The sequence below is a fragment of the Dactylosporangium sp. NPDC050588 genome, assembly GCF_040654975.1.
Classification (GTDB): domain Bacteria; phylum Actinomycetota; class Actinomycetes; order Mycobacteriales; family Micromonosporaceae; genus Dactylosporangium; species Dactylosporangium maewongense.
Genome location: NZ_JBFAJA010000018.1, coordinates 20,003 through 45,348, shown reverse-complemented (window position 1 = coordinate 45,348; position 25,346 = coordinate 20,003). Strand labels below are relative to the sequence as shown.

Genomic DNA, 25,346 nt, shown 5'->3' with positions numbered 1-25,346 from the left:
TCTTTCGGCTTTCTTTGAAGGGGTTTGTCATGAGCGACACCACGACCATCGACCCTGACCTGCGCCAGCAGGTCGTCGACACGATCTGCGAGCTGCTGCCCCGCGTGCTGAAGCGGGAGGTCACCGGCGCGTCGGAGACCACCACGCTCATGGACGACCTGGGCATGAGCTCCACCACCGGCCTGGAGCTGGTCCTCGAGCTGGAGGACAAGCTGGAGCGCGAGATCAGCGTCGAGGACATGGGCCGCGACAACTTCGAGACGGTCGGCAGCCTCGCCGACTACGTCGCCGGAAACCTGCTGCCGGAAGAGTGAGCATGCCCGCTCTCCACGACGACCGCTGGGGTCTCCGGCGCGCGGTGTCGCGCCGGTACCCGTCGCCGGCCGCGCTCGCCGCCGACCCCGGGCATGCCGCCCGGCTGTCGACGTACCTGACCGACCTGCTCGCCCCGTACGACCTCACCGTGGCCCGCGACTCGTCGGCCGCCCAGTCCTACGGCGAGATGGCCGTCGAGCTGCTGCCGTCCTCGCCGGTCGACCTGCTGGTGCTCGCCTACGACGTGCCGGACGTCTCCCCCGGCCGCGCCGTCAGCACCTACCTGACCCACGTGTGCCCCGGCAAACCGATGTCCTTCGCCGTCTCGGACCAGGGCCGCGCGGCGGCCTTCACCGCGCTGTCGCTGATGCGGACGTACGCCGCCACCCACCCCCGGGCGCTGCTCATCGCCGTCGAGCAGGCCGACCTGCCCTACGACCCCGGCGTGCCGCTGTCGCTGCCCGCCGCCCACGCGGGCATCGCCCTGCACCTGTCGGCCGCCTCCCCCGCCCCGCTCACGACGGTCACCACCCTGCCCGACGCGGCGCCCTCGCTGAGCGTGCTCGACGGCCTGTCCGCGACGACCGTGATCCTCGGCGGCGGCCTGGCGGCGCTCGCCGACGACGTGAAGGCCGACCGGGTCGTCCTCGCCGACCCCGCCCAACCGATGACCGGCGTGTGGGAGGCCCTGGCGGGGCTCGACCTGGCGACGGCCGGCCGGATCGCGGTCGCCGACCACGACCCCACCCTGCACTACCTGTGCGCGGCGACCTTCGGCTGAACCTGCGCGGCGACCTTCGGCTGAACCTGCGCGGCGACCTTCGGCTGAACCTGCGCGGCGACCTTTCGGCTCTGAACCTGCGTGCGGCGGCGGCCTTCGGACCTGCGTGCGGCAGCGGCCTTCGGAGGGCGACCTCCGGCTGAGCGGCTCGCCGTTTCCGACCGACCCCGCCCGCCACCCAGGCAACGGCCGCTGCCGGCCAGGGACGCACGCCACGCAGGAGCGCGGCACCGTGTCGTCGCACCACGCGCGCCACACACGCGCGGCCGGGTGCGCCACGCGGACGCGACCGCGGGTTGGTGCGTCGCACACGCGACCGCCGGTTGGTGCACCACGCGGGCGCGGACGCTGGCGGCAGCTGAGGTTCGGGGCAGGCGTCGTCGTCGGGTCGGTCCGTACAGGGCTCGACAGGCGGGTCCTGGTGTCGGGCTGACCGCTTCACTCCACCGTACCTGAGGCTACCTAATTGATCACTAAGGTCGTCACCAGTCGATGACGCATCGTACCCGGCCGCTGGGTCTGCGGGCCAAAGCGCAGGTCAGGTGGGGCGCAGGAGGTGGGCGACGTCGAGGGCGCGGGACAGCTGGCCGCCCGTGTCGGCGGTCCAGACCGAGGACAGGACGGCCTTGACGAAGCCCCACTCGGCCAGGCGGTCCTCGGGTTCGCCGAGCGCCGCCGACAGCTGGCGCAGGCGGGCCGGGACGAGGGCGGTCAGGGCCGGGTCGCGGTCGTCGGGGTGCGGGTTGAACAGGATCGAGCCGACCTCGTAGCCGGGGTCGCCGACCAGGCCGTGCGGGTCGATCGCCAGCCAGGGGGCGCGGGTGCCGGCGAGGACGTTGTCGTGGTGCAGGTCGCCGTGCAGGACCGCCTCCCGGGACGCCGACGCGCACAGGGAGCGCATGAGGGTCGCGGCCTGCGAGACGAGGTCGGCGGGGACCGGGCCGCGGTGCCGGTCCAGGGCACCCACCTGCGACAGCGCCGGCGGCAGGCCGTGCGACGCCGGCGGCGGGACGTGCAGCTGCCGCATCAGGTCCGCGAGGACGGCCGTCGCCGCGGGGTCGTCGGCGGGGACCAGGTCGCGGAGGCGGTGGCCGGGGGTCACCTGCTCCAGCAGCAGGGCGCCCCGGCGCACGTCGGACCGCAGCAGCCGGGCGGCGCCCCGGCCGTCGAACGCCCCCAGGGCGGCCGCCTCGACCTCCAGCTCGAACCCGGCCTTCAGGACCGCGGGTGTGCCGTCGGCCCGCCGTACCGGCGCGACGTAATGGAACGTGAGGTCGTAGGGGGCTTCGAGGACGAGGTCCCAGTCGGCGGCGAGGCCGTCGAGCAGGGCGGGCAGGCCGGCGAGCCAGCGCTCGCCCGCGGCTCCCCAGACGCCGGTGACGTTGCGGGACAGGGTCGTCAGGATCCGAACCACGCCCTCAGCTGCGCGGCGGCCTGGGCCAGCGCGACGCGGGCGCCGTCGACGACGCCGGCCATCGTGAAGAAGCCGTGGGACATGCCGTCGTAGCGGGCGAGCGTGACGGGGACCGCGTCGTCGGCGAGCCGCTTCGCGTAGCGTTCGCCCTGGTCGCGCAGGGGGTCGAACTCGGCGGTGATGACGAGCGCGGGCGGCAGGCCCTTCAGCGTCTCGGCCCGCAGCGGCGACGCGAGCGGGTTCTCGGCGTCGTCGGGGTCGATGAGGTAGTGCTTGCGGTACCAGGCGACCGAGTGGTGGTTGAACTGGTACGGGTCGGCGTTGTCCCGCATGGAGTCGTCGTCGGCGAGCTGGTCGGTGTTCGGGTAGACGAGCAGCTGGCCGGCGAGGGTGAGGTCGCCGGCCTCCTGCGCGATGAGGGTCGCCGCCGCGGCCAGGTTGCCGCCGGCGCTGTCGCCGCCGACCGCGATCCGGGCCGGGTCCGCGCCGAGCGTCTCGGCGTTGCCGGCGACCCACTGCACGGCGGCCCAGCAGTCCTCGATCGCCGCCGGGAACGGGTGCTCGGGCGCGAGCCGGTATTCGGGGACCACGACCAGGCAGCCGGCGCTGTTGGCCAGGGTGCGGCTGATCCCGTCGGCGGTGTCGATCGTGCCGAGGACCCAGCCGCCGCCGTAGAAGTACATCAGGACGGGCAACGGGCGGTCGGCGGACGGCCGGTACACGCGGACCTGCATCCGGCCGCCGGGCCCGTCGATCCAGTGGTCGGTCACCTCGTGGACGGGCTCGGGGTCGCCGCCGCCGGCCTTGATGGACGCGAGGTCGTCGGCGCGCGCGTCCTCGAGGGTCATCTTGTACAGCGGTGTGGCGCCGTCGCGCTCGCGCCGGTCACGCATCGCCTGCAGCTGCGGGTCGAGTGGCATCTCTACGCTCCCTGGATCTCACGGGACAGGCGGCGGATCATCTCCGCCGCGGCGATGGCGTGGCTGCGACCGTTGCCGTGCAACCCGTCCGCACCGGTGAGGACCTCACCGAGGGCGATCGCCGGGTGCGTGGCGAGGTCGACGTGGATGGTGCCGAGCGTCGCGGCGAGCGCGGCGGTGCGGCGGCCGAGCAGCGTCATCCTGCGGGAGAACGCGGGGCCGAGCCACGCCGGCATCGACGGGTACTGCGGCATCACGAACAACGACACGGTCATGACCTGGGCGCCGGCGTCCTGCAGCGGGCGGACGATCGCGGTCAGCGTCGCGTCGACGGCGTCGGCGCGCTGCTCGTAGCCGGGGCGCATCGCGTCGTTGGCGCCGCAGATGACCAGCGCCAGGTCCGGCCGGAACTCCAGCGCCGGGGCGAGCTGGGTGTCGAGGACCTCGGCGGCGCGCAGGTTGCGCCGGCCGAGGTTCACGGACGCGAGGCCGGGGCGCTCGTGCAGCAGCTCCGCCCGCACCCGGTCGGGGAACGCGAGGGGATGGTAGCCGTCGACGGGGTCGATGAGGCCCTCCGCGACGCTGTCACCGAGGATCGCGAACCGGTGCCATGGGTGCCCCGCGAGGAGCGCGGTGGCCTCCCCGGCGGCGAGGCAGAACGGGTCGGAGACTTCGGCGGTCAGCATGCTGTCGGTGCCCATGCAAGCCTTTCGGCTCCTGTCGGTCGTGGCGTGGTTCCGATAGGCTACCGCCTATGGAGCGCCGGTGACACGATCGAAGACCGGGCCGGTGTTGACCGCCTCCGACTATCAGCACCTCGCCCGGGAGCTCGTCGACGCGGACGTGTGGGACTTCATCGAGGGCGGCGCCGAGTCCGAGCGCACCCTGCGCGCCAACGTCGGCGCGTTCGACCGGCTGCGGCTGCGCCCCCGGGTCATGACCGACGTGTCCACAGTCGACACCGCTGTGTCGGTGTTCGGCGCGGGCTACCGGACCCCGATCGGCGTCGGGCCCACCGCGTATCACCGGCTCGTCAACCCCGAGGGCGAGGTCGCCACCGCGCGGGGTGCGAGCGCCGTGGGCGCGCTGTTCGTGGTGAGCGTCTTCGCCAGCAGGTCCCTCGAGGACATCGCGGCGGCGTCCGACGGTCGGCTGTGGCTGCACCTGTACTGGTTCCGCCGCCGCGAGGTGATGACGGGGCTGATCCGGCGGGCCGAGGACGCCGGCTACACGGCGCTGGTGCTCACCGTCGACGCGCCCCGCATCGGCCGGCGCTGGCGCGACATGCGCAACGGGTTCGCGATCGGCGGTGACGTCGCCGCCGTCAACATCGACGCGGCGGTCATGGCGCTCACCCACCACAGCGACGTCGGCCACTCCGCGATCGCCGACCACGCCGCCCAGTCCTTCGACGCCGCCGTCACCTGGGCCGACCTGGCCTGGCTGCGGTCGCAGACCAGGCTGCCGATCGTGCTCAAGGGCATCCTGACCGCGGAGGACGCGGCCCTGGCCGTCGAGCACGGCGCGGACGGGGTCGTGGTGTCCAACCACGGCGGCCGCCAGCTCGACGGCGCCGTCGCCAGCCTCGAGGCGCTGCCCGAGGTCGTCGACGCGGTCGCCGGCGCCATCCCGGTGCTGTTCGACGGCGGGGTCCGCCGCGGCACCGACGCGCTCGTCGCGCTCGCGCTCGGCGCCCGCATGGTGCTGCTCGGCCGGCCGCCGCTGTGGGGCCTCGCGGCCGGCGGCGCCGACGGGGTCGAAGGACTGCTGCGCACGACGACCGATGAGCTGGCGCACGCGATGGCGCTCGCCGGCCGCCCGCGCCTCGCCGACCTGGACCGGTCGGTGCTGCGGGCCCGACCTGGAGGCGAACTGTAGATGGTGGAGCTGTCCCGCGAGGCGTTGCACGTGTCGGTCTCCGACCCGGTGTCCACCTCGATGAACTTCCTCAACGAGGTCGCCGGCCGGTTCCCCGACGCGATCTCGCTCGCCGCGGGCCGCCCGTTCGACGAGTTCCACTCCGCCGCCGACGTCGACAAGCACCTGCAGGCGTACCTGACGCACCTGCGCGAGAGCGGCATCAGCGACGCGCAGAGCAGGGTGCTGCTCACCATGTACGGGCGGACGAACGGCCACATCGGTGGTCTCATCGCCCGCATGCTCGACGTCGACGAGGACATCCGCGTCCCGGACGAGGCCGTCATGGTGACCGCCGGCTGCCAGGAGGCGATGGTCATCGCGCTGCGCGGCCTGTGCGCGGGCCCCGGCGACGTCGTGCTCGCCGCCGAGCCGTGCTACGTCGGCTTCACCGGTGCCGCCCGGATCCTCGGCATCGACGTGGTGCCGGTGCCGGAGTCGCCCGACGGGCTGCGACCTTCGACGGTTCGTGAGGTCGCCGCGGCGGTACGGGCCGGCGGCCGCACCCCGAAGGCCCTGTACCTGGTGCCGAACTTCGCCAACCCGTCGGGTGTGTCGCTGCCGGTGGCGACCCGCCGGGCGCTGCTCGACGTCGCCGGCGAGGCCGACCTGCTGATCCTGGAGGACGACCCTTACGGCCTCTTCGGCCTCGACGACGAGCCCCGGCCCACGCTGAAGTCGCTGGACACCGACCAGCGGGTCATCTACCTCGGCTCGTTCGCCAAGTCGTACTTCCCGGGGGTGCGGGTCGGGTTCCTCGTCGCGGACCAGCCGGTCGTCGACGCCGCCGGGCGCCGCACCGTCCTCGCCGAGGAGCTGTCGACGGTGAAGAGCATGCTCACCGTCAACACCTCCGCCCTCTCCCAGGCCGTCGTCGGCGGCATGCTGCTGGACAGCGGCTTCAGCCTCCGCGGCGCCAACCAGGCGAAGATCCAGTTCTACCGGCAGAACCTGCGGACCCTCCTCGCCGCGCTCGAGCGGCACTTCAGCGGCGGGCCCGTGCGCTGGAACAGCCCGAGCGGCGGCTTCTTCGTCGTCGTCGACGTGCCGGTGGACGCCACCGAGGAGCTGCTGGAGGTCTCGGCCCGCGAGCACGGCGTGCTGTGGACCCCGATGCGCTTCTTCTACCTGGGCGACGGCGGCAGCCACGCGATCCGGCTGTCGTGCAGCGCCCTCGAACCGGCGCAGGTCGACGAGGGCGTGCGGCGCTTCGCCGGCTTCCTCGCCTCGGTCTGACCCGCCCCGATCGTGGACGCCGTCGACGTCTGGCTGGCCGACGCGCGGGTGCCGGAGTCGGCGCTGCCGGCCATGCTCGCGCTGCTGGACCCCGACGAGCGGCGCCGCCACGCGTCGATCGTGCACGCCATCGACCGCCGCCGGTTCATCGTCGCGCACGCCGTCACCCGCCGTCTCGTCGGCGCGGTCCTGGACGCCCCGCCGTCCGAGCTGCGCTGGTCCCACAACCCCAACGGCAAGCCGTCGCTGAGTGGCCCGTACACCGGCGTCGAGGTCAACCTGTCGCACTCCGGCGACCTCGTCATGGTCGCCGTGTCGCCGCGCCGCCCCGTCGGGGTCGACCTGCAGCGGGTCGTGCCGGCCCTCGACTGCGCCGCGATGGCCCGGCGCTTCTACCCGCCCGCGGAGGCCGCCCTGGTGACGGGCGCCGACGGGCACGAACGCTTCGCCGAGCTGTGGGCCCGCAAGGAGTCCCTCGTCAAGGCGGCCGGCGCGCGGCTGACCCGTGGACTGGCCACGCCGGTCGCCGGACCCGCCCCGGTGGTGGTCGACCACGACGGGCCGTTCCGGATCGCGGATCTCGTCGCTCCGGACGGGTTCCGGGCGGCGGTCGCCCTCGCGGGCGCGGCACCGTTCACCGTCACACAGCACACGGACGGCTGAGCGCCCCTCGCGAGCGCGGCGCTGTTCGCCGTCACACGGCACGCGGACGGCTGAGTCCGGGTCACGGCAGGTGGACGGCACGCGGACGGCTGAGAAAGGGTCACGGCAGGCGGACGGCACGCGGGCGGCTGAGAACGGGTCACGGCAGGCGGGACAGCAGGCCCTCGCCCCACGGGAAGTCGATGTCGCCGATCAGGGCGTCTGCGGTGGCGCGTTCGCCGACAGCGTCGTCGACCAGGCCCTGCGTGTTGAGGACGGCGGCGGCCCTGAACCGTGCCTCGCCCTCGCGGATCCGGTCACCGAGGCGGTGGTACGGTCGGCGGCCTCCCGGTAGCGGGCGACCGCGACGTCCGGCTCCCCGCGGCGCTCGGCTACCTGGGCGAAGCCCTGCAGCGCACCGGCGACCGCGGCGCCGTTGCCGACACGTTCGGCGAGGACGCGCATCTGCTCGAAGTGGCGTTCGGCGTCGTCCAGGCGGTCGTTCTGCTCGGCGGCCCACGCGACCTCCTGGTGGTAGTACGCCAGGAGGTAGTCGTCGCCGGCCCGGGCGGCGATGCCGGGAACCTCGGCGGTGATCGCGTCGGCCTCCTCGCGGCGCCCGGCGAACCGGTAGGCGAGGCCGAGCGCCAGCCGCACCCAGCCGCCCTGGACCGACTCGCCCTGGTCCGGCCCGTTCTGGGGAAGCAGCTCGCGGGCGCGTTCCATCATCGGCAGGCTCAGGTCGTGGCGGCGGAAGTTGTTGTACAGGGTGCCGAGCGCTGTCCGTACCTCGACCTCCTCCTCGACGCGGCCCAGCTCGACGAACAGGTCCAGCGCCTGCAGCAGCGCGGCCTCCGACTCGGCGAAGCGGTGCAGGTCGCGCAGCGCCTCGCCGCGCCGGCGGACGGCCTGCGCGGTCTCCCACTGGTCGCCGGCGGCCAGCGCCAGGGCCTCGTCGGCCGGTGGCAGCGCCCGCTGCACCTCTCCCGCGATCGTCCACGAGTGCGACACCCAGCGCAGCGCCCGGGCCCGGGCCACCGGGTCACCGGCGGCGTCCGCGGCGGCGGTCCACACGGCAAGCCGGTCGAACGGGTCGATGATCTCCTGGTGTACGACGTCGACCAGCGCACTGACGGCGTCGTGCCGGCCGGTGCCGACCCCCTCGGCAAGCACCGCGGGGAGGCTCGCGCGGTCCGCCGCGGACCGGCGGGTCGCCAGCCACCGCAGCAGCCGCTCCGACGCGTCCGCGTGCTCGTCGCCGGTCAGGGTCTCGGTGGCGAACAGGCGCAGCAGGTCGTGCAGGTGGAACCGTTCGGGCCCGGGCGACTCGACGAGGAACGCGTCGACGAGCCGCTCCAGCGACGCCTCCGCCCGCGGCACGTCGACCCCCGCCCGGGCGGCCGCCGCCTCGAGGGTGAACACCTGCCCCGGGTGCGATCCGGCCCGGCGGAACACCAGACGGTCCACTTCGGACAGTTCGGCGTACGCGGCCTGGAACATCGACCGGACGGCAAGGTCGCCCTGGCGCAGCTCGTCGAGCCGGCGGTGCTCCCCGGCGAGCCGCTCCGCCAGCGCCGACGGCGTCCACTGTGGACGTGTCCGGAGCCGGCCGGCGACGATCAGGACCGCGAGGGGCAGCCCGGCGCACGCCTCGACGAGGGCCCCCGCGCCTTCGGGGTCGCTGTGGACGGTGTCGGCGCCGGCGACCCGTGCGAGCAGCTCGATCGCCGCGTCCTCGGGCAACGCGGCAAGGGGCACGGAGTGCGCGTTGGCGACCCCGGTCAGCTGCCGCCGGCTGGTGACGATCGTCGCGCACCGCGCCGCCGGGCAGGAGCGCGGCGACGTGGGCGGAGTCGCGGGCGTCGTCGAGCAGGACCAGCACCGCCCGGTCGGCCACCGCGGACCGGAACCGCGCGGCGAGCTCCTCCACCCCGCCGCGCCGCTCGTCCTCGGGCACGCCGAGCGCGGCCAGGAACCGGCCGAGGACCGCTTCGGGCGCGACCGGCTCCGCCGACGCACCGCGCAGCGTCGCGAACAGCTGCCCGTCCGGGAAGCTCGGCCGCAGCGCGTGCGCGGCCCCGAGCGCCAGCGACGTCTTGCCGGTGCCCGGCGCGGCGGCGAGCGTCACGACCGCCGACCCGCCGCTCAGGACCCGCACGATCTCGCGACCTCGGCGCCACGCCCGAAGAGCGGGGTCGCCGCGGGCAGCTCGGCCGGGACCGGGTCGGGCACCGGGACCGGCGACGGCTCGGGCGGCGGCGCCGGCAACGGTGGCGGCGGCGTCTGGGCCGACTGCTGCCAGAACGCCAGGCCCGCCCCGGCGACCCCGAGCACCCCGACGGCCGGCCACGCCAGCCAGGCCACCGCGTCGATCGGTGCCGGCAGGGTGCCACCGGTCGCCACGTTGACGGCGACGGCAAGAAGGACCGAGAACAGGCCGGACACGACCGCCAGCAGGATGCCCACCCGACTCCGCATGCAGGGATCTTCGCCGATACGCCGCCGCGCCACCAACCCCGCCTCCGCACCGCCACCCATCGAAGCGCGCAACCACCACCGACGCACCGGGCCACGACAACCGCCCCTGGTACCCCACCCCACAACACGGACCACCCGGCAACACACGCGACCCGCAACCACCCACGACAACCCGCCCCGACACCACACTCCACGATGCGGACCATCCGGCGACGCACGCGGGTGCGGGCGGGCGGCCCGGACCGCGCAGGGGCGGTCAGGGGCGGGACGCGGCGACCGTGGGCGCGGCGGGCCGGGGGCGGGCGGCGGTGACGGCGACCGTCGTCAGCAGCGCCACCGCGAGCAGCCACGTCGACGGGACGAGGACGAGGCCCGGCCAGTGCGGCAGGGGTAAGCCTGGCATGTCCTCCCCGAACACGGGCAGCGCCCAGCCCGTCAGCCGCCACGCGATGAGGGCGGTGGCCAGGCCGAGGACGCCGGAGGTGGCGACCAGCACCGGGTACGTCCACAGCTGGGTCCGCGCGGCCGCCCTCCGGCTCAGGCCCTGGGCGCGCAGGGCGGCGAGGTCGGCGAGGCGTTCGCGGCGGTCGACGGCGATGACAAGGGCGAGGCCGCCCGCGCCGAGGATGACGGCCAGGATGCCGGCCAGCACGTGGAACCAGACGGCGAGCGCGGGACCCTGCGCGGCGAGCCGCGCCTGGGCCGCGGAGACGCCGTTGTCGCCGGTGACGACGAGCCCCTGCGCGGTGAGCCGGGCGACGGCGTCGGGCGGGGCGGCGGCACCGAGCCACACCTCGGGGCGTTTCGCCTCGCCGGCGTCGGTGGCGGCGCGGTCCGCGTACTCGAGGTCGACCAACGTCCCCCGCGTGCCCAGCCGCGGCACGGCGGTGAGACGGGCGGCGGCACGCACCGGGACGGGCAGGCCGTCGAGGCCCGCGACGCCGGTGCCGTCGGGCAGGGCGGCGGTCGTCACCACGGGCAGCGGCGCGGGGACGTCGGCGGCCTGCACCCAGGCGCCGTGCGGCAGGCCTTCGGGCGCGTCGAGGGTGACCCGGAGCCCGTCGGGCGCGGCGGTGAGCGTGGCGCCGTCGGAGCGCCAGCGGGACGGGTCGGCGAGGTCGGCCCGGCCCGCGGCGACGGCGACCGGGTTGATGCTGCCGATGGCGCGCAGCACGACGGTGAGCTTTACGCCGGTGGCGGTCGTGTCGGGGGTGAGGTGCAGGCCCGCGACCCGGCACCCGTCGGCGCAGACGGCCGAGCGCTGCTGGAAGGTGTACGGGCCGTCGTGCAGCACCCCGAAGCCGACGACGGCGGTGCCGCGGCCGGTGACCGACGACAGCACGACGCTGAAGCCGACCGGTTTCGCCGCGTCGGCGCCCTTGACGGTGACGTCGACGGACACGTCCTGCCCGGCGACGACGACGGGTGCCGGGGCGGCGGGCCGCAGCAGCCGGCCGGCGCCGGCCGCGTCGAGGTCGCCGTACTCGTCGCGCCAGGTGGCGACGGTCGCGAGGCGGGTCGCGTCGACGGCGAGCTTCGGTGCCTCCCCCGGGCCGCCGGCGGGCAGCTCGGCGACGGCCATCGCGTAGTCACCGGCCGGGTCCGCGGCGCGGACGGCGTGCAGCAGCTGCTGGCGGGTGAGCGGGGCGACGCTGAGCACGCGTGGCGCGCCGGTGCCGATCTGCGCGGCGAGGTCCCGGTCGCGGGCGGCGACGTCGGCGGCGGTGACCGCGTAGCCGAGCACGCCGACGGCCGCGACGAGCAGCAGGAGCAGCCGCTGCGCGCCCGGGCGGCGGGCCAGTTGGAACGCGGCGAGCGCGGCACCGAGCCGGCCCCCGCGCAACGCCCGGTTACCGGCGATCCGTGCGAGCGGGACGACGCCACGGGCGGCACCGACCGCCAGCGCGATGATCACGAGCGCGGGCGAGGCGAGGGCGACCCCGGACAGCGAGCCGCCGGTGAGGAACAGCTGCGCGGTGGCGGTCACGGCGAGCAGCCCGACGACGATCTCGGCGGTGACGAGCCGCCACCCGGTCAGCTGTGCCCGGACCCGCCGCATCAGGTCCGCGACGCCGCTGACGAGGTGCCGGCGCTGGGCGGCCAGCATCGCCACGACCGCGCCGAGCAGCGCCCACGGCGCCCACCGCAGCGCGTCGAGCCCGAGGACCGGCGTGTCGACGCCGGGGAACCGCCACGCGACGACGGCGGCGACGAGCAGCTGCCCGGCGACGCAACCGGCGACCCCACCGGCGAGGAGCGCGGCGAGGCTCTCACCGCTGGTCAGCCACCACCGCGTCCACCAGCGCGCGCCGCGCAGCGCGATGACGGCGAGCTCGGGTCGCCGGCCTTCGGTGCCGTACCCGGCGGCGATGAAGATGACGGCGTACGCGAGCAGCAGCAGCGGCGCCGCACCGACGGGAATGCTGCGGCGGGCGAGGTCGCGGCTGCGGTCGATCCGGTCGAGCAGCTGCGGGATCGCGGTGGTGAGGGTGAGCGCCCGGCCGAGGTTCTCCCCGCGGGCGTCGAGCCCGGCGAGGTCGCGGCGCAGGGCGGGCAGCCTCGCCTCGGTGATCGTGCCGGGGACGGCGGTCGCGTCGATGGAGACGTCGCTGGGCCCGTGCGACATGGTGCGGATCGTCTCGGCGCCGGTGAAGACCGGCTCGCCGGGGCGGGCGGTGTGGTCGAGCCGGAAGTACCCGTGGGCGCCCCAGTACTGCCCGTCGGGCTCAGGCGTGCGGTACGTCCCGGCGACGGTCAGCGGCGTGGCGTCGCCGTCCGCGACGTAGATGGGCCGGGTCGGGTCGGTGCTGATCACCGCGTACGTCAGGGTGATCAGGTCACCGGCGGCGAGGTGCAGCCGCTGGGCGGTCTGCTCCCCCACGACGACCTCACCCGCCGCGGCCAGGCACCGGCCGGTGACGATCGTCAGGTGGGCGCAGGCACCCTGCCGGTACAGCAACCGCGACGCCACCCGAGGGTCCGGTTCGATGCCGATGGCGGCGAACTCCTCGGCGTACACCTGGGTGAACCCGGGTACCGCGACCAGCGCCCCACCGACGTCCGCGAACGAGACCCCGCCGGGCTCCCGCTGCTCGTTGACGGTGGCCTGGACCGTCAGCGACAGCTCGGCGGGGCTGGCCGTGGCCACCTGCCCGGCCACCACGGCATGGTCGACCGCCTGGAGGTAGGCGGGCGCGGCAACGGCCGCCGCGACCGCGAACATCGCCAGCAGCGCGAGCGTGACCGCCTGCCCCCGACGGGCACGCAACATGCCAAGCAACAACGACATCATCGCGACCAACCCCGATCAACGTGCCACGCATCAACCCGACGACCGCCCGGCAGACCCACCACCGACCAGCCCATGCCGATCCCGCCCGCCCCCACAACGACGAGCGCCGCGGCGACAAGGAACCGCCCGGCCGCCACCGCAGCGGAGCGGCCGGAGGACACCACCGCGCCGGCGAGCACAACGGCCGTCACTTCGACGGCGAAAGCCACGACCAGCGGCTCAGACAGCGCCGGCACGGCCCGCCGTCCTTCGGCGATCAACCGGCCCGGCGGCCTGGTGGGCAGCCCCGCGACAGCAGAAGCCGCGAACGTCGTCGGCAACGGCACGACAGCCTCCTGACCAGGACGGACACGCAGCCCGCCCCTCACCGACGGCATCACCGCGACCCACCCTGACCCGCCTGGCGGACACCGGCCAAGCAACCGGCCATCGCAGGCAACCACCGGAACCCGCCGAACACCAACACCGCGACGGGCCCGGCGCCGATGGCCGCCGCGGGCCACACGTTCCATGCTTCGCCGGACAACCGGCCCAACGCCCGGATCCCCAGCCACACGGCGACAGCAGCCTCGGACGTCACAGGCAGCGCGAGCACCACCGACAGCCCGCCAGCCGCCGACAGTGTGACGGCCACCGGCAACACGAGGGCCGCAGGCAACGCGAGGGCCGCCGGCGGCTTCGGGTCCATGGGCCGCCTGAGGTGAGCAGGCGACATGCCCAGCGCCGACAGCCTCAACGCGGCGAACCCCGATCGACCTCGGCAAGCACCGAACCCGGGAACGACCCGCAGCTCCAACTGCCACCGAACCGCGCCGACCACACCCGCCGAAAGCCACCACCGCGTCCGTGACGCCCGCCGACGGCGCCGACACGAACGGCCGGCCCGCAGACCCGACGCCTGGTCGCACGCCTGCGACAAGCCCGAACATCGCCGGCAACGCGAGAGCCACCGGCAGACGCGAGAGCCACCGGCGGTGCGAGAGCCACCGGCAGCGTGAAGAGCGCCAGCAGCGTGAAAGGCGCCAACAGCGTGAAGAGCGCCAGCAGCGTGAAGGGCGGCGGGCGGATGGGGCCGGTGGCGGCGGTGGTGTCATCGGGACGGGCCAAGGGCGGTGTCGGGGGCGTTGAGGTGGCGGTGAGCGGGAGTGCGGTCAGCCACCAGGACAGGCCGAGGACGCACAGGGCGACCGCCGCGGCGGCGGCCAGGGCCGGCGGCGGCAGGGCGGACGGCGCCGGCATGACCTGCCAGTCGTCGACGAACGGGCGGCGGGGCGGGCCGGTGGCGAGCCGGGCGGCGACGGCGGCGAGCAGGCCGGTGGCGGCGCCGAGGACGAGGACGGCGGCGTAGCCCGCGCGGCCGGCGGTGACGGCGACGCCGGCGGGCAGGCCCTGCCGGCGCAGGGCGCGCAGCTCGGTGAGGCGCCGGCGCCGTTCGACGGCGACCGCGACGGCGAGCGCGGTCGCGGCGGCGAGGAGGCCGAGCGCGGCGGTGACCAGCTGCAGCCAGGCGGCGACGGCGGGGCCCTGGCCGGCCAGGCGGTCGGCGCGGTCGGTGACGGTGTCGTCGGCGAGGACGACGAGGCCGGCGGTGGAGAGGGCGGCGACGACGGAAACGGGTGCGCCGGCGGTGAGCCACACCTCGGTGCGGCCGCCGGTGCCGCCGGTGCCGAGCCGCTGGGCGGCGTCGAGGTCGAGCAGGATGCCGGCGGTGCCGACGGCGGGCAGGACGCCGGTGGTGCCGGCGACGCGGACCGGGACGGCGCCGCTGCCGAAGACGTCGACGGCCGGGTCGCCGAGCCGCCACGCCTCGGGTGCCTCGCCGGCGACGACGACGGGCAGCGGCAGGCCGGTGGCGATCGGGTAGGCGCTGCTGTCGCCCCGGTACGGCGCCGGCGCCTGCGCGAGCGTCAGGGTGCCCTGCCGGGCGACGACGGACATCGCGGGTCCCTTCGCCGCCGCCCGCCACAGCCTAGGGTCGCCGAGCGCGGCGCTGTCGAACACGGCCCGGTCCGCCTGCCGCAGCGCCTCGACGGTGAGTGCGTCGCCGGCGGCCGCGCGGACCAGGTCGAGGCGGGTGACGCGGCAGCCCCCGGCGCAGCCTTCGACGGCGGCGGTGACCTCGTGCTCGCCGGCCGGGACGGGCTCGAACGTGACCGTGCCCAGTGCCCCGGTCGCGGCGTCCTGGAGGTGCACGGCCAGCGCCGCCGGCCGCTCCCCGGTGTTGCGGGCGCGCAGGACGAGCGGCCCGGCGGTCACGGACACGGAGGAGCCGGCGGGCGGTGCGGCGAGCGCCGGCAGCGGACCAAACGCGGTGCGCCACCGGGCGACGGCGGCGAGCCGCGACGCGTCCACGGCGAGGATGCGGGGGCGGCTGGTGTCGTCGACGACTGCGGCCATCGCATACCGGCCGGTCGGGTCGGCCTCCCGGACCGCCCGCAGCAGCAGCGTCGGGTTGGCGGCCTGCACGGTGAGCACCCGGTCGGCGCCGAGCTCCTGACCGCTGCGGTCGGCCCGGGCGGTGTCGCCGAAGACCTGCGCGGCGGTCGCGGCGGTGAGGCCCGCGACGGCGACGGCGACGAGCGCGAAGACCCGGTCGGCGCCGGGCCGGCGGGAGACCTGCACGGCGGTGAGCCCGAGCCGCAGCCGCCCGCCGCGCAGCGCGACCGCGCCGGCCCGGTCGGCGGCGGCGCCGAGCAGCCGGGCGAGGGGCACGGCGAGCAGCACCGCGACGAGCACGGGGACGGCGGCGGCGAAGCCGTTGCGCCCCAGCTGGAACGCGCCGACGGCGGCGAGGACCACGAGCACCGCGTCGGCCGCGCCGCGCCGCCAGCCGCGCCGGCGGCCCGGCACCTCGCGCAGCAGCGCCGCGACCGGCGCCCGCAGCACGGGCAGCTCGGCGCTGAGCACGGCGGCGGCGCCCCCGAGCAGGGCCAGGCCGGCGGCGACGCCGCTCGCGCGCAGCACCGAGCCGGTCTCCGCGGACGGCGGGGCGCCGGCCAGGACGTGCCCCAGCAGCAGGCCCAGCCCGAGTCCTGCGGGTGCGGCCGCCAGCAGCGGCACCAGGTGCTGCCCGGCGGCCAGCCGCAGCGTCCGGCGGCGGGTGCTGCCGCGCAGCTTCAGCAGGGCGACGTCGCCGCGCCGGTCGCCGGCGGTGTGCCGGCCGGCGAGCCCGAGCGCGAACCAGCACAGGATCACCGCCTGCAGGACGCCGGTGAGCACGCCGCGGTGGATCGCGACCCGGTCGGCGGCGATGCGGGCGAGCAGGTCCTGGGTCGGCGCGACCAGGTAGTAGCCGCCGGAGCGCAGGGTGTATTCGGCGCGCCGCAGCCGCTCGTCGAGGTCGCCGCCGGCGAGCGCCTGCGCCGGGACGGTCGTCGTGTAGTCGAACGTCGGGTCGGCGAACCGGCTGCTGGCGAACGTGTCGGCGGCGACGAAGAACGGGTCGGCGGCGACGGACCGGTCGCGGCGGAAGAGCGGGTTGGCCCAGTAAAGGCCGGCGGGGTCCGCGAGCTCGTAGCGGCCGACGACGCGCAGCCGCTCCTGCGGCGCGCCGGGCTGGGCGCTCAGCAGCACCGTGTCGCCGACGCGGAGGTTGTACGCCGCGGCGGTGGCGCCGCTGACGACGGTCTCACCGGCCGCCTGCGGGCAGCTGCCCTCGACGCGCATGTGCTCGCACGCGCCGTCGCGGTATGCGGCGACGACGCTCGCCCCGCCGCTGCCATACGACATGGACACGGCGATGCCGAGGACCGGCGCGGCGTCGCGGACGGTCAGGAGCCGCTCCACACCGGCGCGGAACGTGGTGAGCGCGACGGTCGCGTCGCCGTCCGTGTCGCTCTGCCTGCGCACCGACAGCATGCGCTGGGTGGCGGGCGCGACGGCGACGTCGGCGGCGACGGCGCGGCGCTCGGCGGCGGCCGCATACCAGGGGCCGGCGGCCGCGGCGGTGACGAGCAGGACCGCGAGCGCGAACACGGTCCACGCCTGCGCGGTGCGCGCCCGCAGCGCACCCAGCACCAACCGGAGCACGGCACCCTCCTCGACCCGGCGCCCGGAGCCTACGCACCGGGCACGACAAGAACCTACGTGCCGGGTACGACAGAAAACCACGCGCCGCGGAACGCGCGGAAGACCACAGGCCGAGGAACGCGCAGAGCATCACGCGCCTGGTGGGACGGAAACGACGGTGGGCCCCGGCGTCGTGTGCCGGGACCCACCGTTCGTGGCGCCGCTCGCCTCCGCAGTCGATAGGGCAGTACGGAGACCGAGGGCTTGTACTGTCTTGGTTGCCGGTCCGCGCCGCGCTCAAACATCGTGTCCTTTATGGACGGTCAGCCCTCCTCGGCGGCGGCGAGAAGCTCGCGCAGCAGCGCGGAGAGCTGCCGGCGGCGCGGCTCGGGCAGCCGCTCGAAGACCTCCCGCTGCTCGGCCAGGCCGACCGCGACGGCCTCGTCGACGAGCACCCGGCCGGCGCCGGTCAGCGTGACGACGAGGCCGCGACGGTCGGCGGGGTCGGGCGAGCGGGCGACGAGCCCGGCCCGCTCGAGGCGGTCGAGGCGGCCGGTCATCCCGCCCGAGGTCAGCATGAGCGACGAGGTCAGCGCCTTCGGCGACAGCTGGAACGGCTCGCCCGACCGGCGCAGCGTCGCGAGCACGTCGAACTCGCCGCGGTTGAGGCCGAGCGCTCCGTACACCCGCTCCTGCCGGTCACCGAGGATCTTCGCCAGGCGGTACACGCGACCGAACGCCGCCATCGCCTCGGTCTCCAGGTCCGGTCGCTCGCGGGCCCACTGCTCCACGATCCGGTCGACGTCGTCTGCCACGTCCACCATCCTCGCACATCTTGCTTCTAAGTAGCTTACTGCTAAGCTACTTAGTCATGAGGAACCTTGCCGCGACGACCGCCATCGCCCCCGCGCTGTGGGGCACCACCTACCTCGTCACCACGGAGTTCCTGCCCGACGGCCGCCCGCTGCTCGCCGGGACGCTGCGCGCCCTGCCGGCCGGGCTCCTGCTGGTCGGTGCCGCGGCCACCGCCGCCGGGCGCCGCGGCCTGCCGTCCGGCGCCTGGTGGTGGCGCGCGGCGGTGCTCGGGTTCCTGAACATCGGCCTGTTCTTCGCCCTGCTGTTCGTCGCCGCCTACCGGCTGCCCGGCGGGATCGCGGCCGTGCTCGGCGCGCTCGGCCCGTTCGTCGTGGCGGCGCTCGCGTTCGGGCTGCTCGGCCAGCGTCCCGCGGTGCGCGTCCTGCTCGCCGGCGCCGCGGGCGTGGCCGGCGTGGGGCTGCTGGTGCTGCGCTCCGACGCCGCCCTCGACCCGATCGGCCTGGCCGCCGCGGCCGCCGGCATGGTGTCGATGTCCCTGGGCACGGTGCTGGGCCGCCGCTGGGGCACGCCGCCCGGGCTGCCGGACCGCCGCACGGCGCTGCTGGCGCTGACCGGCTGGCAGCTGACCGTCGGCGGCCTCCTGCTCGCCCCGGTGATGCTCGCCGTCGAGGGGTTTCCGCCGGTACTGACGTGGACCAACGCGGCCGGCTTCGGCTACCTCTCGCTGGTCGGCACCGCGGGCGCCTACTTCCTGTGGTTCCGTGGCGTGACGTCCCTCGCGCCGGCCAGGGTCACGCTGCTCGGCCTGCTCAGCCCGGTCGTCGCGGCCGTGGTCGGCTGGCTCGCGCTGGACCAGTCGCTCTCCCCCGGCCAGCTGCTCGGCGCCGTCGCCGTCCTCGCCGCCGTCGTCGTGGGCACCCGCTCGGCGCCCTCCTCCGGTGCGGCCGCCACCCCGACCGGTCCGGACAGCTCGCCGGCGAGCCCCGCCACGCCCGTCACCCGGACCGATCGAGCGGTGCTCGGGCAGCGGCGATCGCTGATGTACCGGTAACCTGGCCCCTCCGATGGGTTCGAGCCGTGTGTACGGGGGGATCGTGTCCGAGGAGATCTGGCGCGCCTGGACCGGGCGGGCGCTGGCCGCCGTCGCGGTCGTGGGCGCGGCCGTGGCGCTGGTCGGCCTCACCACCGGCGCCTGGGCCACCTGCACGCTGCACGGCCTGAGCACCGCCCGGGGCGACCACGGCACCGACCCGGCCCGGCGCCTCGAGGTCGACCTGTTCCCCGACGGCCGGGTCGCGGCCCACGGCGAGTCCTCGATGCTGCAGCTGTACGACGACGGGGCGCACGCCGCCGTCCGCTCGGCACTCGGCCACGCGATCCCCGGCCTGCTGGACGGGTTCGCCATCGCCTGCGTGGTCGCGATCGGGCTGCTGGCGCTCGTCGGCGCCGTCCGGCGGCTGCCGGCGCACCTGTGGACGGTCGCCTGCGCGGTCGCCGCGGGGGCGCTCGTGGCGGTGGCCGTGCTGCGCTTCGAGACCCTCGCGGCGCTGGCCGCGTTCGCGCCCGGCGTGGCCTCGGACTTCGAGGTCCACGGCACACCCCTCGCCGGCTGGACCACGGCCGCACTGGTGGTGTACCTCGTCGCCGCGGCGGCCCACCCGCTGCTGCGCGAGTCCACCGGCACCTGACCACCGGCAGCCACCGGCAGCCACCCGCCACCGGCAGCCACCCGCCACCGCGCACACCCGCCAACGCCTGACCACCGGCAGCCACCGGCGACCACCCGCTACCGCGCAGGCCCGCCAACGCCTGACCACCGGGTGGCGACCCGCTGACCCACGAGCTGGCCGACACCACCGGCGGCCATCCGCCGCCCCCCACGAGCCGGCAGGCGCTGACCAACCGGCCTCACCCGCGATGCGACGCCGCCGGCGTTCACGCCTGGCCGTGCGACTCCACCGGCGTCCGGTCGCCGTCCCGGCCGGCGCGACGGCGGCGGTGGCGTTCGACGGCGAGCCCGCCGACGGTGAGCGCCAGCAGCGTCGCGAGGGCCGCCCACATCGGCCAGTGGCCCGGCTGCGATCCATAGGCGCCGACGGTGACGTACGCGGTGGTCGCCGGCAGGATGCCGACCAGCGTGCCGAGGACGAAGTCGCGCAGCCGCACCGACGTCAGCCCGGCGACGTAGTTGACGGCGGTGAACGGCACGATCGGGATCAGCCTGGCGACCACGATGGTCCGCAGCCCATTGCCGGCCAGCAGGCTGTCGAGGCGGTCGATGCGGCCGCCGGTCAGCCACCGCACGGAGTCGCGGCCCAGCAACCGCCCGAGATGGAACGCCGCCACCGCCCCGAGCATCGCGCCGCTGACGACGACCGCGACCCCGGCCGGCACCCCGAAGAGCGCCCCGGCGGCCAGCGTGAAGACCGTCTTCGGCAACGGCGAGAGCGACACCACGGCGTACAACATGCTGAACGCGACCGGCGCCCACCATCCGAGCCCGAGGACGTCCTCCCGCAGCCGCTGCTGGTCGGGCACCCCGACGAGGACCGCCGCCGCCACCACCAACGCCACCAGCGAGAGCAGCCCGGCGACGTGCAGCAGCCCGGCACGAACGGTCATGATCCCATCATGCCTTCACCTGCCGGTCCGCGCTCCGGTGGCGGGGTGAGGGCGGTGCGGAGGAGGCGTTCGGCGGTGGCGGCCAGGGCGGCGTGGTCGAGGGTGTCGTCGAGGACGGTCTGCAGGAGGAGGCCCTGGTAGATGGCGATGAAGATCCTGATGACCGAGTCGGCGTCGAGGTCCGGCGGCAGCGCGGCGCCGGCGAGGAGGCGGGCGGGGCGGTCGATGCCGGAGCGGACGAGGTCGCGGATGCGCTCGGAGCGGACGGTCTCGGCCCAGACCTGCAGGGAGAGGCGGAGGGCGTCGCGGGTGGCGGGGTCGCCGAGACCGCGGAGCAGGTCGGTGTACGCGGTGACCGGGTCCTCCTCGCGGAGGCGGCGTTCGCGCTGCTCGTGGCGTTCGGTGACGATGGCGGCGATCATGTCGTCCTTGCTGGTGAAGTACCGGTAGACCAGGCCGGCGCTCACGCCCGACTCGCGGACGATGTCCTGCACGGAGGTGCGGTGGAAGCCCTCGCGGGCGAAGCAGGCGGCGGCCGCGTCGAGGATCTGCCGGCGGCGGGCGGCGAAGTGGGCGTCGTCGACCTTCGGCATCAGCCGGCCACCAGCGCGCGGGCGACGCGGTAGAACTCGGCGGTCGGCTCGGCGGCCTGGCGGGGCGCGGGCAGCAGCAGCGCCGCGGCCGCGCGGGTCGACAGGTCCTCCTCGAGCCGGAGCCCGCGCGCGGCCAGGTAGGCGGGGACGGCGGCGGGGTCGAGGCCGAACGTCCAGGGTTCACCCTGCCGGCGCACCGCGGCGTGCCACTCGGCGGCGCCCGGGAACCGTGCGGTGCCGTCCAGGACGCCGCGGTCGACGTACGTGAAGATGACGGTGCTGCCGGCCGGGCACAGCGTGGCGAGGGCCCGCAGGGTCGCGTCGACGGCCTCGGCGGACAGGTAGTTGGTGACGCCCTCCCAGATCACCACGGTGCGCTTCGACGGGTCGAGGCCGGCGGCGCGCAGGACCGTGGCGAGGTCGTCGGTGATGAGGTCCGCCGGGGCGAACACGACACCCGGCCGGGCGTGGCGGCCGAGGCGGCGCCGCTTCGTGGCCTGGGTCGCGGGGTGGTCGACCTCGAACCACGTGGCGCCGCCGGGGAAGCGGTGGGCGCGGCTGTCGAACCCCGCGCCGAGCAGCACCACCTGGTGGGCGCCGCCGGACAGGGCGGACGCCAGCCAGCGGTCGATGAGCGCGGTGCGGACCACCGCCGAGGCGCGCGGGCCGCCGGACCAGCGCCGGTCGATGTAGCGCACCAGCGCCGCGTGGACCCCAGGCAGGCGGCACAGCCCGACGACGGGACGGTGCCGCGGGGCGAGGAGACGCCACGCGAGAGGGTCGTGGAACAGGCTCCCGCCCGGGCGCGCCGACTCCAGGGCCCGGAACCCGGCGACGTGCTCGGCGGTGCGACTGCTGCGGTCGATCACACCGTCAGAATAATGAACGAACACCCATTTTTGAAGGGATGCCGTAGGCGGCGTCGAGGACCTGCATGGCCGCGCCGGCCGCGATGACGTCGGCGCCGAGGTCGGCGAGCGTGACCGAGACGTCCATCCAGTGTGAGACGGGGATCGCGGCGCGCGTGGCGGCGCGGTACACCTCGGGAAACCGCAGCAGGTCGGCACCGGCGAGCACGATGTGGTCGACGTCGGTGGTCTGCAGCAGGTTGACGATGCCCGCCGCGAGCACCCGCGCGGCGTCGTCCACGCGCCCGTCCGCGAAGGCCGTGTCGTGCAGGACCTCCAGGCAGCCCGACCGCCCGCAGACGCAGCGCGGCCCGTCGAGCTGGACGACGGTGTGCCCGAACTCGCCCGCGTTGGTGTGCGCGCCCCGGTAGGCGGCGCCGCCGAGCCACAGGCCCGCACCGACGCCGGACTCGACCATGATCAGCGCTCCGTCGCGGAACGCGGGTCCGCGCCGCCACGCTTCGGCGGTGACGCCCGCGGTGACGTCCTTGTCCAGGTGTACGGGCAGCGCGAGCGCCTCCTGCGCGAGCCGGCGCAGCGGCACGTCGTGCCAGTGCCGCAGCCGGTGCGCGCCGCGGACGATGCCGGCGGCGTGGTCGAGCGGCCCGACCATCCCGATGCCGACCCCGACCAGGTCCTGCCCGGGCGGCATGGAGGACCGGAGCGCGTCCAGGAGCTGGCCCGGCGTGAAGTCGGGGGGCAGCGGCACGACCCGCGAGGCGAGGACCGTGCCGGCGAGGTCGGTCAGCACGGTGCGCAGCGTGGTGCGGGCGACGTGCACGCCGACCGCGTGGCGGCTGCCGGGCACGAGCCGGTAGATGCTGGCCGGCTTGCCGACGCCCTGCCGGCGGACCCCGCACACCTCGACGAGGCCCTGCTCGGTGAGCCGGCCGAGGACCTTCGACACGGCCTGCGGGGTCAGCCCGGTCGCCTCGGCGACGCCGGCCCGGTCGAACTCGGCCCGCGTCCTCGCGAGCGCGACGACGAGCGACTCGTTGTAGTCCCGCAGGTGCTCGAGGTGCACGCGATTGGGTGTCGCGCCGGGCGTGTCCATCACCACAGTCTATTACGCAACAGCGTTGCTAAACTGCCCGCATGGACCACCTCACCGCGTCCCGGCGCTGGACGGCGCTGCTCGCCCTCGCGCTCGGCGGCTTCGCCATCGGGCTCACCGAGTTCGTCGCGATGGGGCTCCTGCCGGACATCGCCCGCAACCTCCTGCCGTCGCTCTATGCGCGGTCCAGCGCGAAGGCCGTCGCGCACGGCGGCTGGATGATCACCGTGTACGCCCTGGGCGTGGTCGTCGGCGCGCCCACCATCGCGGCGCTGACGGCGCGGGTGCCACGCAAGCGGCTCGTCGTGGGGCTCCTGGCGCTGTTCGCGGCCGGGACGGTCGCCTCGGCGCTCGCCCCGACGTTCGAGCTGGTGCTGGCCGCCCGGTTCGTCGCGGCCCTGCCCCACGGCGCCTACTTCGGCGCCGCCGGCCTGCTCGCCGCCGCCATCATGGGCCCGGGCAACCAGGCGAAGGGCTTCGCGGTCGTCCTCGGCGGCCTCACCGCGGCCAACCTCGTCGGCGTCCCCGCCATCACCAGGCTCGGCCAGACGGCGAGCTGGCGCACCGCATACATGGTGATCGCCCTCATGTTCGTCCTGACGCTCCTCGCGGTCCTCGCCACCGTGCCCGCGGTCGCCGCCGCCGTCGACGGCTCGCCGCGCGCCGAGCTGGCCGCGTTCCGGGCGCCGCAGGTGTGGCTCGTCGCCGCGGTCGCGGCGCTGGGCTTCGCCGGCTTCTTCGCCATCGACAGCTACATCGCCCCGGTGACCACCCACGTCGCCGGCCTGCCCACCGGCACCGTCCCGTGGGTCCTCGTCGCCGTCGGCCTCGGCATGACCGTCGGCAACGCCGCCGGCGGCTACTTCTCCGACCGCGACCTGCGCCGCAGCATCCTCGGCGGGTTCGTCATGTTCATCGCCGCGATGGTGGTCTTCGCACTGGTCGCCGGCTCCACCGCGGGCCTGTTCGCCGGCGCCTTCCTCATCGGCGCCACCGGCCTCTTCCTCGGCCCGGCGATGCAGTCGCGGCTGATCGGCGTCGCCCCCACCGCCCAGCTGATGGGCGCCGCGGTCAACCAGTCCGCCATGAACATCGCCAACAGCCTCGGCGCCGCCCTCGGCGGCCTCGTCATCGCCCGCGGCTGGGGCTACCTCGCCCCCGCCTGGGTGGGCATCGCCCTGGGCGTCGTCGGCCTGGGCCTCGCCGCGGTCAGCTTCCTGGTCGAGGACCGCACCAGCCGCCGCTCCGCCCCCGCTCCGGAGCCCGCCCTGACCGCTCGCTGACCCGTCTCCCGCCCGACCGGGCGTCGGCGGATCCACACCCGACGGTACGATCTGAACGTGTTCAAAAACGTACGGAGCGGGTCGATACTGCTGGCCGGGCTGGTCGGGTCGGTGGTGCTGCGCGGAGCGCTGTGGGTGCTCTCGGTGTCCACCGTGGGGCCGCTGCTGGGACCGGTCGCCGTCCTCGCCGGTGAGGCGGCCGGGCGTGCCGCCGGGACGGTGGCCTGGGCCGGGGACCTCGTGGCGTCGGTGCTGTGCGCCGTCGCGACGGGTGTCGTCTGTTACGGACTGCACGGCGACCGGGCGTGGGCGTTCCGGCTGGGGCGGGCACTGGCGTCGTTCTACGTCGCCGTCAACGTGCTCGCCGCCGCGGCCTGCGTCGCGCTGATGCCGGGGTGGGGGCAGCTCGCGGTGCCGTTCGCGCTGTACGCCGTGTCGTCGCTGGTCGCCGTCGCCGCGCTCCGCCGGCTGGGGGCGGAGCGTGGCTCAGCGATGGTCGTCGGGATCGCCGCCCTGCGCCGGACGGCCGCCGCGGCGGGGCACTGAGAGGCCCGCCGCGCGACCACGGCTCCGGTGGGGCGTCGACCGGTCATGCCGCGGAGAGGCGGCGGGCGATCGCGGGGATGACGATGGCGGCGGCGACGAGGTGGGTCAGCATCAGCAGCGCCTTCGTGGCCGTGGTGGCGTCGGCGACGGCGTCCGGGACCAGCGACAGCACGGTGAGCGCGACGGTGGTGCGGACGAAGGTGCGGCGCGGGCGGCGGGCCTTGAACGACAGGGCGACCGCGAGGACCACGCCGACCAGCGAGAACACCGCGGTGAGGGTGGCGAACCCGGGCACGGGGATCGGGGCGCCGCCGACGTTCAGGCTGATGCCCGCGGCGCTGCCGGCGGCGGCGACGGCCGAGGTGGCGGCGCTGGCCACGGCGGTGGCGGCGAGGCCGGTGACGACGAGGGCGGTGGTGGTGCGGGGGCGGGCGGTGGTGAGCGTCGCGGACATGATGACCTCCGGTGTGCGGACCGGCCCGGTGCCGGTTCCTGACCACAGGTCGAACGGCGCCCACCCC

Annotated in this window: 24 protein-coding genes; 9 read left to right on the top strand and 15 right to left on the bottom strand. The window is 75.6% G+C overall.

Annotated features, from left to right (window positions below; genetic code table 11):
• The first annotated feature begins 29 nt into the window (after window positions 1-29).
• Window positions 30-314, top strand: coding sequence for an acyl carrier protein (locus AB0I21_RS14680; RefSeq protein ID WP_344502406.1), 285 nt, complete (start codon window positions 30-32; stop codon window positions 312-314).
• Between the two features lie 2 nt (window positions 315-316).
• Entirely contained in the window at window positions 317-1,096 is a 780-nt protein-coding gene (locus AB0I21_RS14675; protein WP_360561324.1) for a 2-hydroxy-acid oxidase, read from the top strand.
• Between the two features lie 538 nt (window positions 1,097-1,634).
• On the opposite strand, the gene AB0I21_RS14670 is transcribed toward AB0I21_RS14675, so the two are convergent.
• Genes AB0I21_RS14670 through AB0I21_RS14660 form a run of 3 tightly spaced genes read right to left on the bottom strand, consistent with a single transcriptional unit; the run spans window position 1,635 to window position 4,131 of the window.
• On the bottom strand, window positions 1,635-2,510 hold the full coding sequence (locus AB0I21_RS14670; protein ID WP_360561322.1) for an aminoglycoside phosphotransferase family protein: 876 nt from the start codon (window positions 2,508-2,510) through the stop codon (window positions 1,635-1,637).
• A complete protein-coding gene (locus tag AB0I21_RS14665) occupies window positions 2,495-3,430 on the bottom strand; it encodes an alpha/beta hydrolase (protein WP_360561320.1) in 936 nt (311 codons plus the stop codon). The genes AB0I21_RS14670 and AB0I21_RS14665 overlap by 16 nt, the downstream gene beginning before the upstream one ends.
• 2 nt (window positions 3,431-3,432) lie before the next feature.
• A complete protein-coding gene (locus AB0I21_RS14660; protein ID WP_360561319.1) occupies window positions 3,433-4,131 on the bottom strand; it encodes an SGNH/GDSL hydrolase family protein in 699 nt (232 codons plus the stop codon).
• Between the two features lie 64 nt (window positions 4,132-4,195).
• On the opposite strand from AB0I21_RS14660, the gene AB0I21_RS14655 reads away from it, so the two are divergent.
• The 3 genes from AB0I21_RS14655 to AB0I21_RS14645 are packed head-to-tail and all read left to right on the top strand — an operon-like array spanning window position 4,196 to window position 7,246.
• A complete protein-coding gene (locus tag AB0I21_RS14655; RefSeq protein WP_360561317.1) occupies window positions 4,196-5,308 on the top strand; it encodes an alpha-hydroxy acid oxidase in 1,113 nt (370 codons plus the stop codon).
• Entirely contained in the window at window positions 5,309-6,583 is a 1,275-nt protein-coding gene (locus tag AB0I21_RS14650) for a PLP-dependent aminotransferase family protein (RefSeq protein ID WP_360561316.1), read from the top strand.
• A 12-nt stretch (window positions 6,584-6,595) separates the two neighbouring features.
• Entirely contained in the window at window positions 6,596-7,246 is a 651-nt protein-coding gene (locus AB0I21_RS14645) for a 4'-phosphopantetheinyl transferase superfamily protein (RefSeq protein WP_360561314.1), read from the top strand.
• 192 nt (window positions 7,247-7,438) lie between these two features.
• Here the strand turns inward: AB0I21_RS14645 and AB0I21_RS14640 are convergent, their stop codons facing one another.
• The 7 genes from AB0I21_RS14640 to AB0I21_RS14610 form a co-directional block, all read right to left on the bottom strand.
• Window positions 7,439-9,244 (bottom strand): NB-ARC domain-containing protein, encoded by a 1,806-nt coding sequence (locus tag AB0I21_RS14640; RefSeq protein WP_360561313.1) that lies wholly within the window; start codon window positions 9,242-9,244, stop codon window positions 7,439-7,441.
• Window positions 9,245-9,370: 126 nt separating this feature from the next.
• The gene (locus tag AB0I21_RS14635) at window positions 9,371-9,703 is read right to left on the bottom strand and encodes a hypothetical protein (protein ID WP_360561311.1); all 333 of its coding nucleotides are present in this window, start codon (window positions 9,701-9,703) and stop codon (window positions 9,371-9,373) included.
• Between the two features lie 256 nt (window positions 9,704-9,959).
• Complete coding sequence (locus tag AB0I21_RS14630) at window positions 9,960-12,974, bottom strand: FtsX-like permease family protein (protein ID WP_360561310.1); 3,015 nt, start codon at window positions 12,972-12,974, stop codon at window positions 9,960-9,962.
• Window positions 12,975-12,991: 17 nt separating this feature from the next.
• A complete protein-coding gene (locus AB0I21_RS14625; RefSeq protein ID WP_360561309.1) occupies window positions 12,992-13,321 on the bottom strand; it encodes a hypothetical protein in 330 nt (109 codons plus the stop codon).
• A 50-nt stretch (window positions 13,322-13,371) separates the two neighbouring features.
• On the bottom strand, window positions 13,372-13,683 hold the full coding sequence (locus tag AB0I21_RS14620) for a hypothetical protein (protein ID WP_360561307.1): 312 nt from the start codon (window positions 13,681-13,683) through the stop codon (window positions 13,372-13,374).
• 44 nt (window positions 13,684-13,727) lie between these two features.
• Window positions 13,728-17,024: an FtsX-like permease family protein gene (locus tag AB0I21_RS14615; protein WP_360561305.1), complete on the bottom strand. Its 3,297-nt coding sequence runs from the start codon at window positions 17,022-17,024 to the stop codon at window positions 13,728-13,730.
• A gap of 302 nt (window positions 17,025-17,326) precedes the next feature.
• Window positions 17,327-17,827, bottom strand: a complete 501-nt coding sequence (locus AB0I21_RS14610) for a MarR family transcriptional regulator (protein WP_360561303.1) — start codon at window positions 17,825-17,827, stop codon at window positions 17,327-17,329.
• A 47-nt stretch (window positions 17,828-17,874) separates the two neighbouring features.
• Here AB0I21_RS14610 and AB0I21_RS14605 point away from each other — a divergent pair, with 47 nt between their 5' ends.
• Window positions 17,875-18,870, top strand: coding sequence for an EamA family transporter (locus AB0I21_RS14605; protein WP_360561302.1), 996 nt, complete (start codon window positions 17,875-17,877; stop codon window positions 18,868-18,870).
• 43 nt (window positions 18,871-18,913) lie between these two features.
• Entirely contained in the window at window positions 18,914-19,507 is a 594-nt protein-coding gene (locus AB0I21_RS14600) for a hypothetical protein (RefSeq protein ID WP_360561301.1), read from the top strand.
• Window positions 19,508-19,754: 247 nt separating this feature from the next.
• Here the strand turns inward: AB0I21_RS14600 and AB0I21_RS14595 are convergent, their stop codons facing one another.
• Genes AB0I21_RS14595 through AB0I21_RS14580 form a run of 4 tightly spaced genes read right to left on the bottom strand, consistent with a single transcriptional unit; the run spans window position 19,755 to window position 22,996 of the window.
• The gene (locus tag AB0I21_RS14595) at window positions 19,755-20,441 is read right to left on the bottom strand and encodes a TVP38/TMEM64 family protein (protein ID WP_360561300.1); all 687 of its coding nucleotides are present in this window, start codon (window positions 20,439-20,441) and stop codon (window positions 19,755-19,757) included.
• Entirely contained in the window at window positions 20,438-21,034 is a 597-nt protein-coding gene (locus tag AB0I21_RS14590) for a helix-turn-helix domain-containing protein (RefSeq protein WP_360561298.1), read from the bottom strand. The genes AB0I21_RS14595 and AB0I21_RS14590 overlap by 4 nt, the downstream gene beginning before the upstream one ends.
• A complete protein-coding gene (locus tag AB0I21_RS14585; RefSeq protein WP_360561297.1) occupies window positions 21,034-21,903 on the bottom strand; it encodes an SAM-dependent methyltransferase in 870 nt (289 codons plus the stop codon). The genes AB0I21_RS14590 and AB0I21_RS14585 overlap by 1 nt, the downstream gene beginning before the upstream one ends.
• 4 nt (window positions 21,904-21,907) lie before the next feature.
• Window positions 21,908-22,996 (bottom strand): ROK family transcriptional regulator, encoded by a 1,089-nt coding sequence (locus AB0I21_RS14580; protein ID WP_360561295.1) that lies wholly within the window; start codon window positions 22,994-22,996, stop codon window positions 21,908-21,910.
• 41 nt (window positions 22,997-23,037) lie between these two features.
• On the opposite strand from AB0I21_RS14580, the gene AB0I21_RS14575 reads away from it, so the two are divergent.
• Both AB0I21_RS14575 and AB0I21_RS14570 read left to right on the top strand, forming a co-directional pair.
• Complete coding sequence (locus AB0I21_RS14575; RefSeq protein ID WP_360561293.1) at window positions 23,038-24,279, top strand: MFS transporter; 1,242 nt, start codon at window positions 23,038-23,040, stop codon at window positions 24,277-24,279.
• A 57-nt stretch (window positions 24,280-24,336) separates the two neighbouring features.
• The gene (locus AB0I21_RS14570) at window positions 24,337-24,825 is read left to right on the top strand and encodes a hypothetical protein (RefSeq protein ID WP_360561292.1); all 489 of its coding nucleotides are present in this window, start codon (window positions 24,337-24,339) and stop codon (window positions 24,823-24,825) included.
• Between the two features lie 43 nt (window positions 24,826-24,868).
• On the opposite strand, the gene AB0I21_RS14565 is transcribed toward AB0I21_RS14570, so the two are convergent.
• Window positions 24,869-25,279, bottom strand: coding sequence for a DUF6069 family protein (locus AB0I21_RS14565; RefSeq protein ID WP_360561290.1), 411 nt, complete (start codon window positions 25,277-25,279; stop codon window positions 24,869-24,871).
• Between the last annotated feature and the right edge of the window lie 67 nt (window positions 25,280-25,346).

Excerpts from the sequence above, each read along its gene's own strand:
- AB0I21_RS14680 (WP_344502406.1), top strand. The coding sequence starts at position 30 with ATGAGCGACACCACGACCATCGACCCTGACCTGCGCCAGCAGGTCGTC.
- AB0I21_RS14675 (WP_360561324.1), top strand. The coding sequence starts at position 317 with ATGCCCGCTCTCCACGACGACCGCTGGGGTCTCCGGCGCGCGGTGTCG.
- AB0I21_RS14665 (WP_360561320.1), bottom strand. The coding sequence starts at position 3,430 with ATGCCACTCGACCCGCAGCTGCAGGCGATGCGTGACCGGCGCGAGCGC.
- AB0I21_RS14660 (WP_360561319.1), bottom strand. The coding sequence starts at position 4,131 with ATGGGCACCGACAGCATGCTGACCGCCGAAGTCTCCGACCCGTTCTGC.
- AB0I21_RS14650 (WP_360561316.1), top strand. The coding sequence starts at position 5,309 with ATGGTGGAGCTGTCCCGCGAGGCGTTGCACGTGTCGGTCTCCGACCCG.
- AB0I21_RS14635 (WP_360561311.1), bottom strand. The coding sequence starts at position 9,703 with ATGCGGAGTCGGGTGGGCATCCTGCTGGCGGTCGTGTCCGGCCTGTTC.
- AB0I21_RS14630 (WP_360561310.1), bottom strand. The coding sequence starts at position 12,974 with ATGTTGCGTGCCCGTCGGGGGCAGGCGGTCACGCTCGCGCTGCTGGCG.
- AB0I21_RS14620 (WP_360561307.1), bottom strand. The coding sequence starts at position 13,683 with ATGGACCCGAAGCCGCCGGCGGCCCTCGCGTTGCCTGCGGCCCTCGTG.
- AB0I21_RS14610 (WP_360561303.1), bottom strand. The coding sequence starts at position 17,827 with ATGGTGGACGTGGCAGACGACGTCGACCGGATCGTGGAGCAGTGGGCC.
- AB0I21_RS14605 (WP_360561302.1), top strand. The coding sequence starts at position 17,875 with ATGAGGAACCTTGCCGCGACGACCGCCATCGCCCCCGCGCTGTGGGGC.
- AB0I21_RS14595 (WP_360561300.1), bottom strand. The coding sequence starts at position 20,441 with ATGACCGTTCGTGCCGGGCTGCTGCACGTCGCCGGGCTGCTCTCGCTG.
- AB0I21_RS14590 (WP_360561298.1), bottom strand. The coding sequence starts at position 21,034 with ATGCCGAAGGTCGACGACGCCCACTTCGCCGCCCGCCGCCGGCAGATC.
- AB0I21_RS14580 (WP_360561295.1), bottom strand. The coding sequence starts at position 22,996 with ATGGACACGCCCGGCGCGACACCCAATCGCGTGCACCTCGAGCACCTG.
- AB0I21_RS14575 (WP_360561293.1), top strand. The coding sequence starts at position 23,038 with ATGGACCACCTCACCGCGTCCCGGCGCTGGACGGCGCTGCTCGCCCTC.
- AB0I21_RS14565 (WP_360561290.1), bottom strand. The coding sequence starts at position 25,279 with ATGTCCGCGACGCTCACCACCGCCCGCCCCCGCACCACCACCGCCCTC.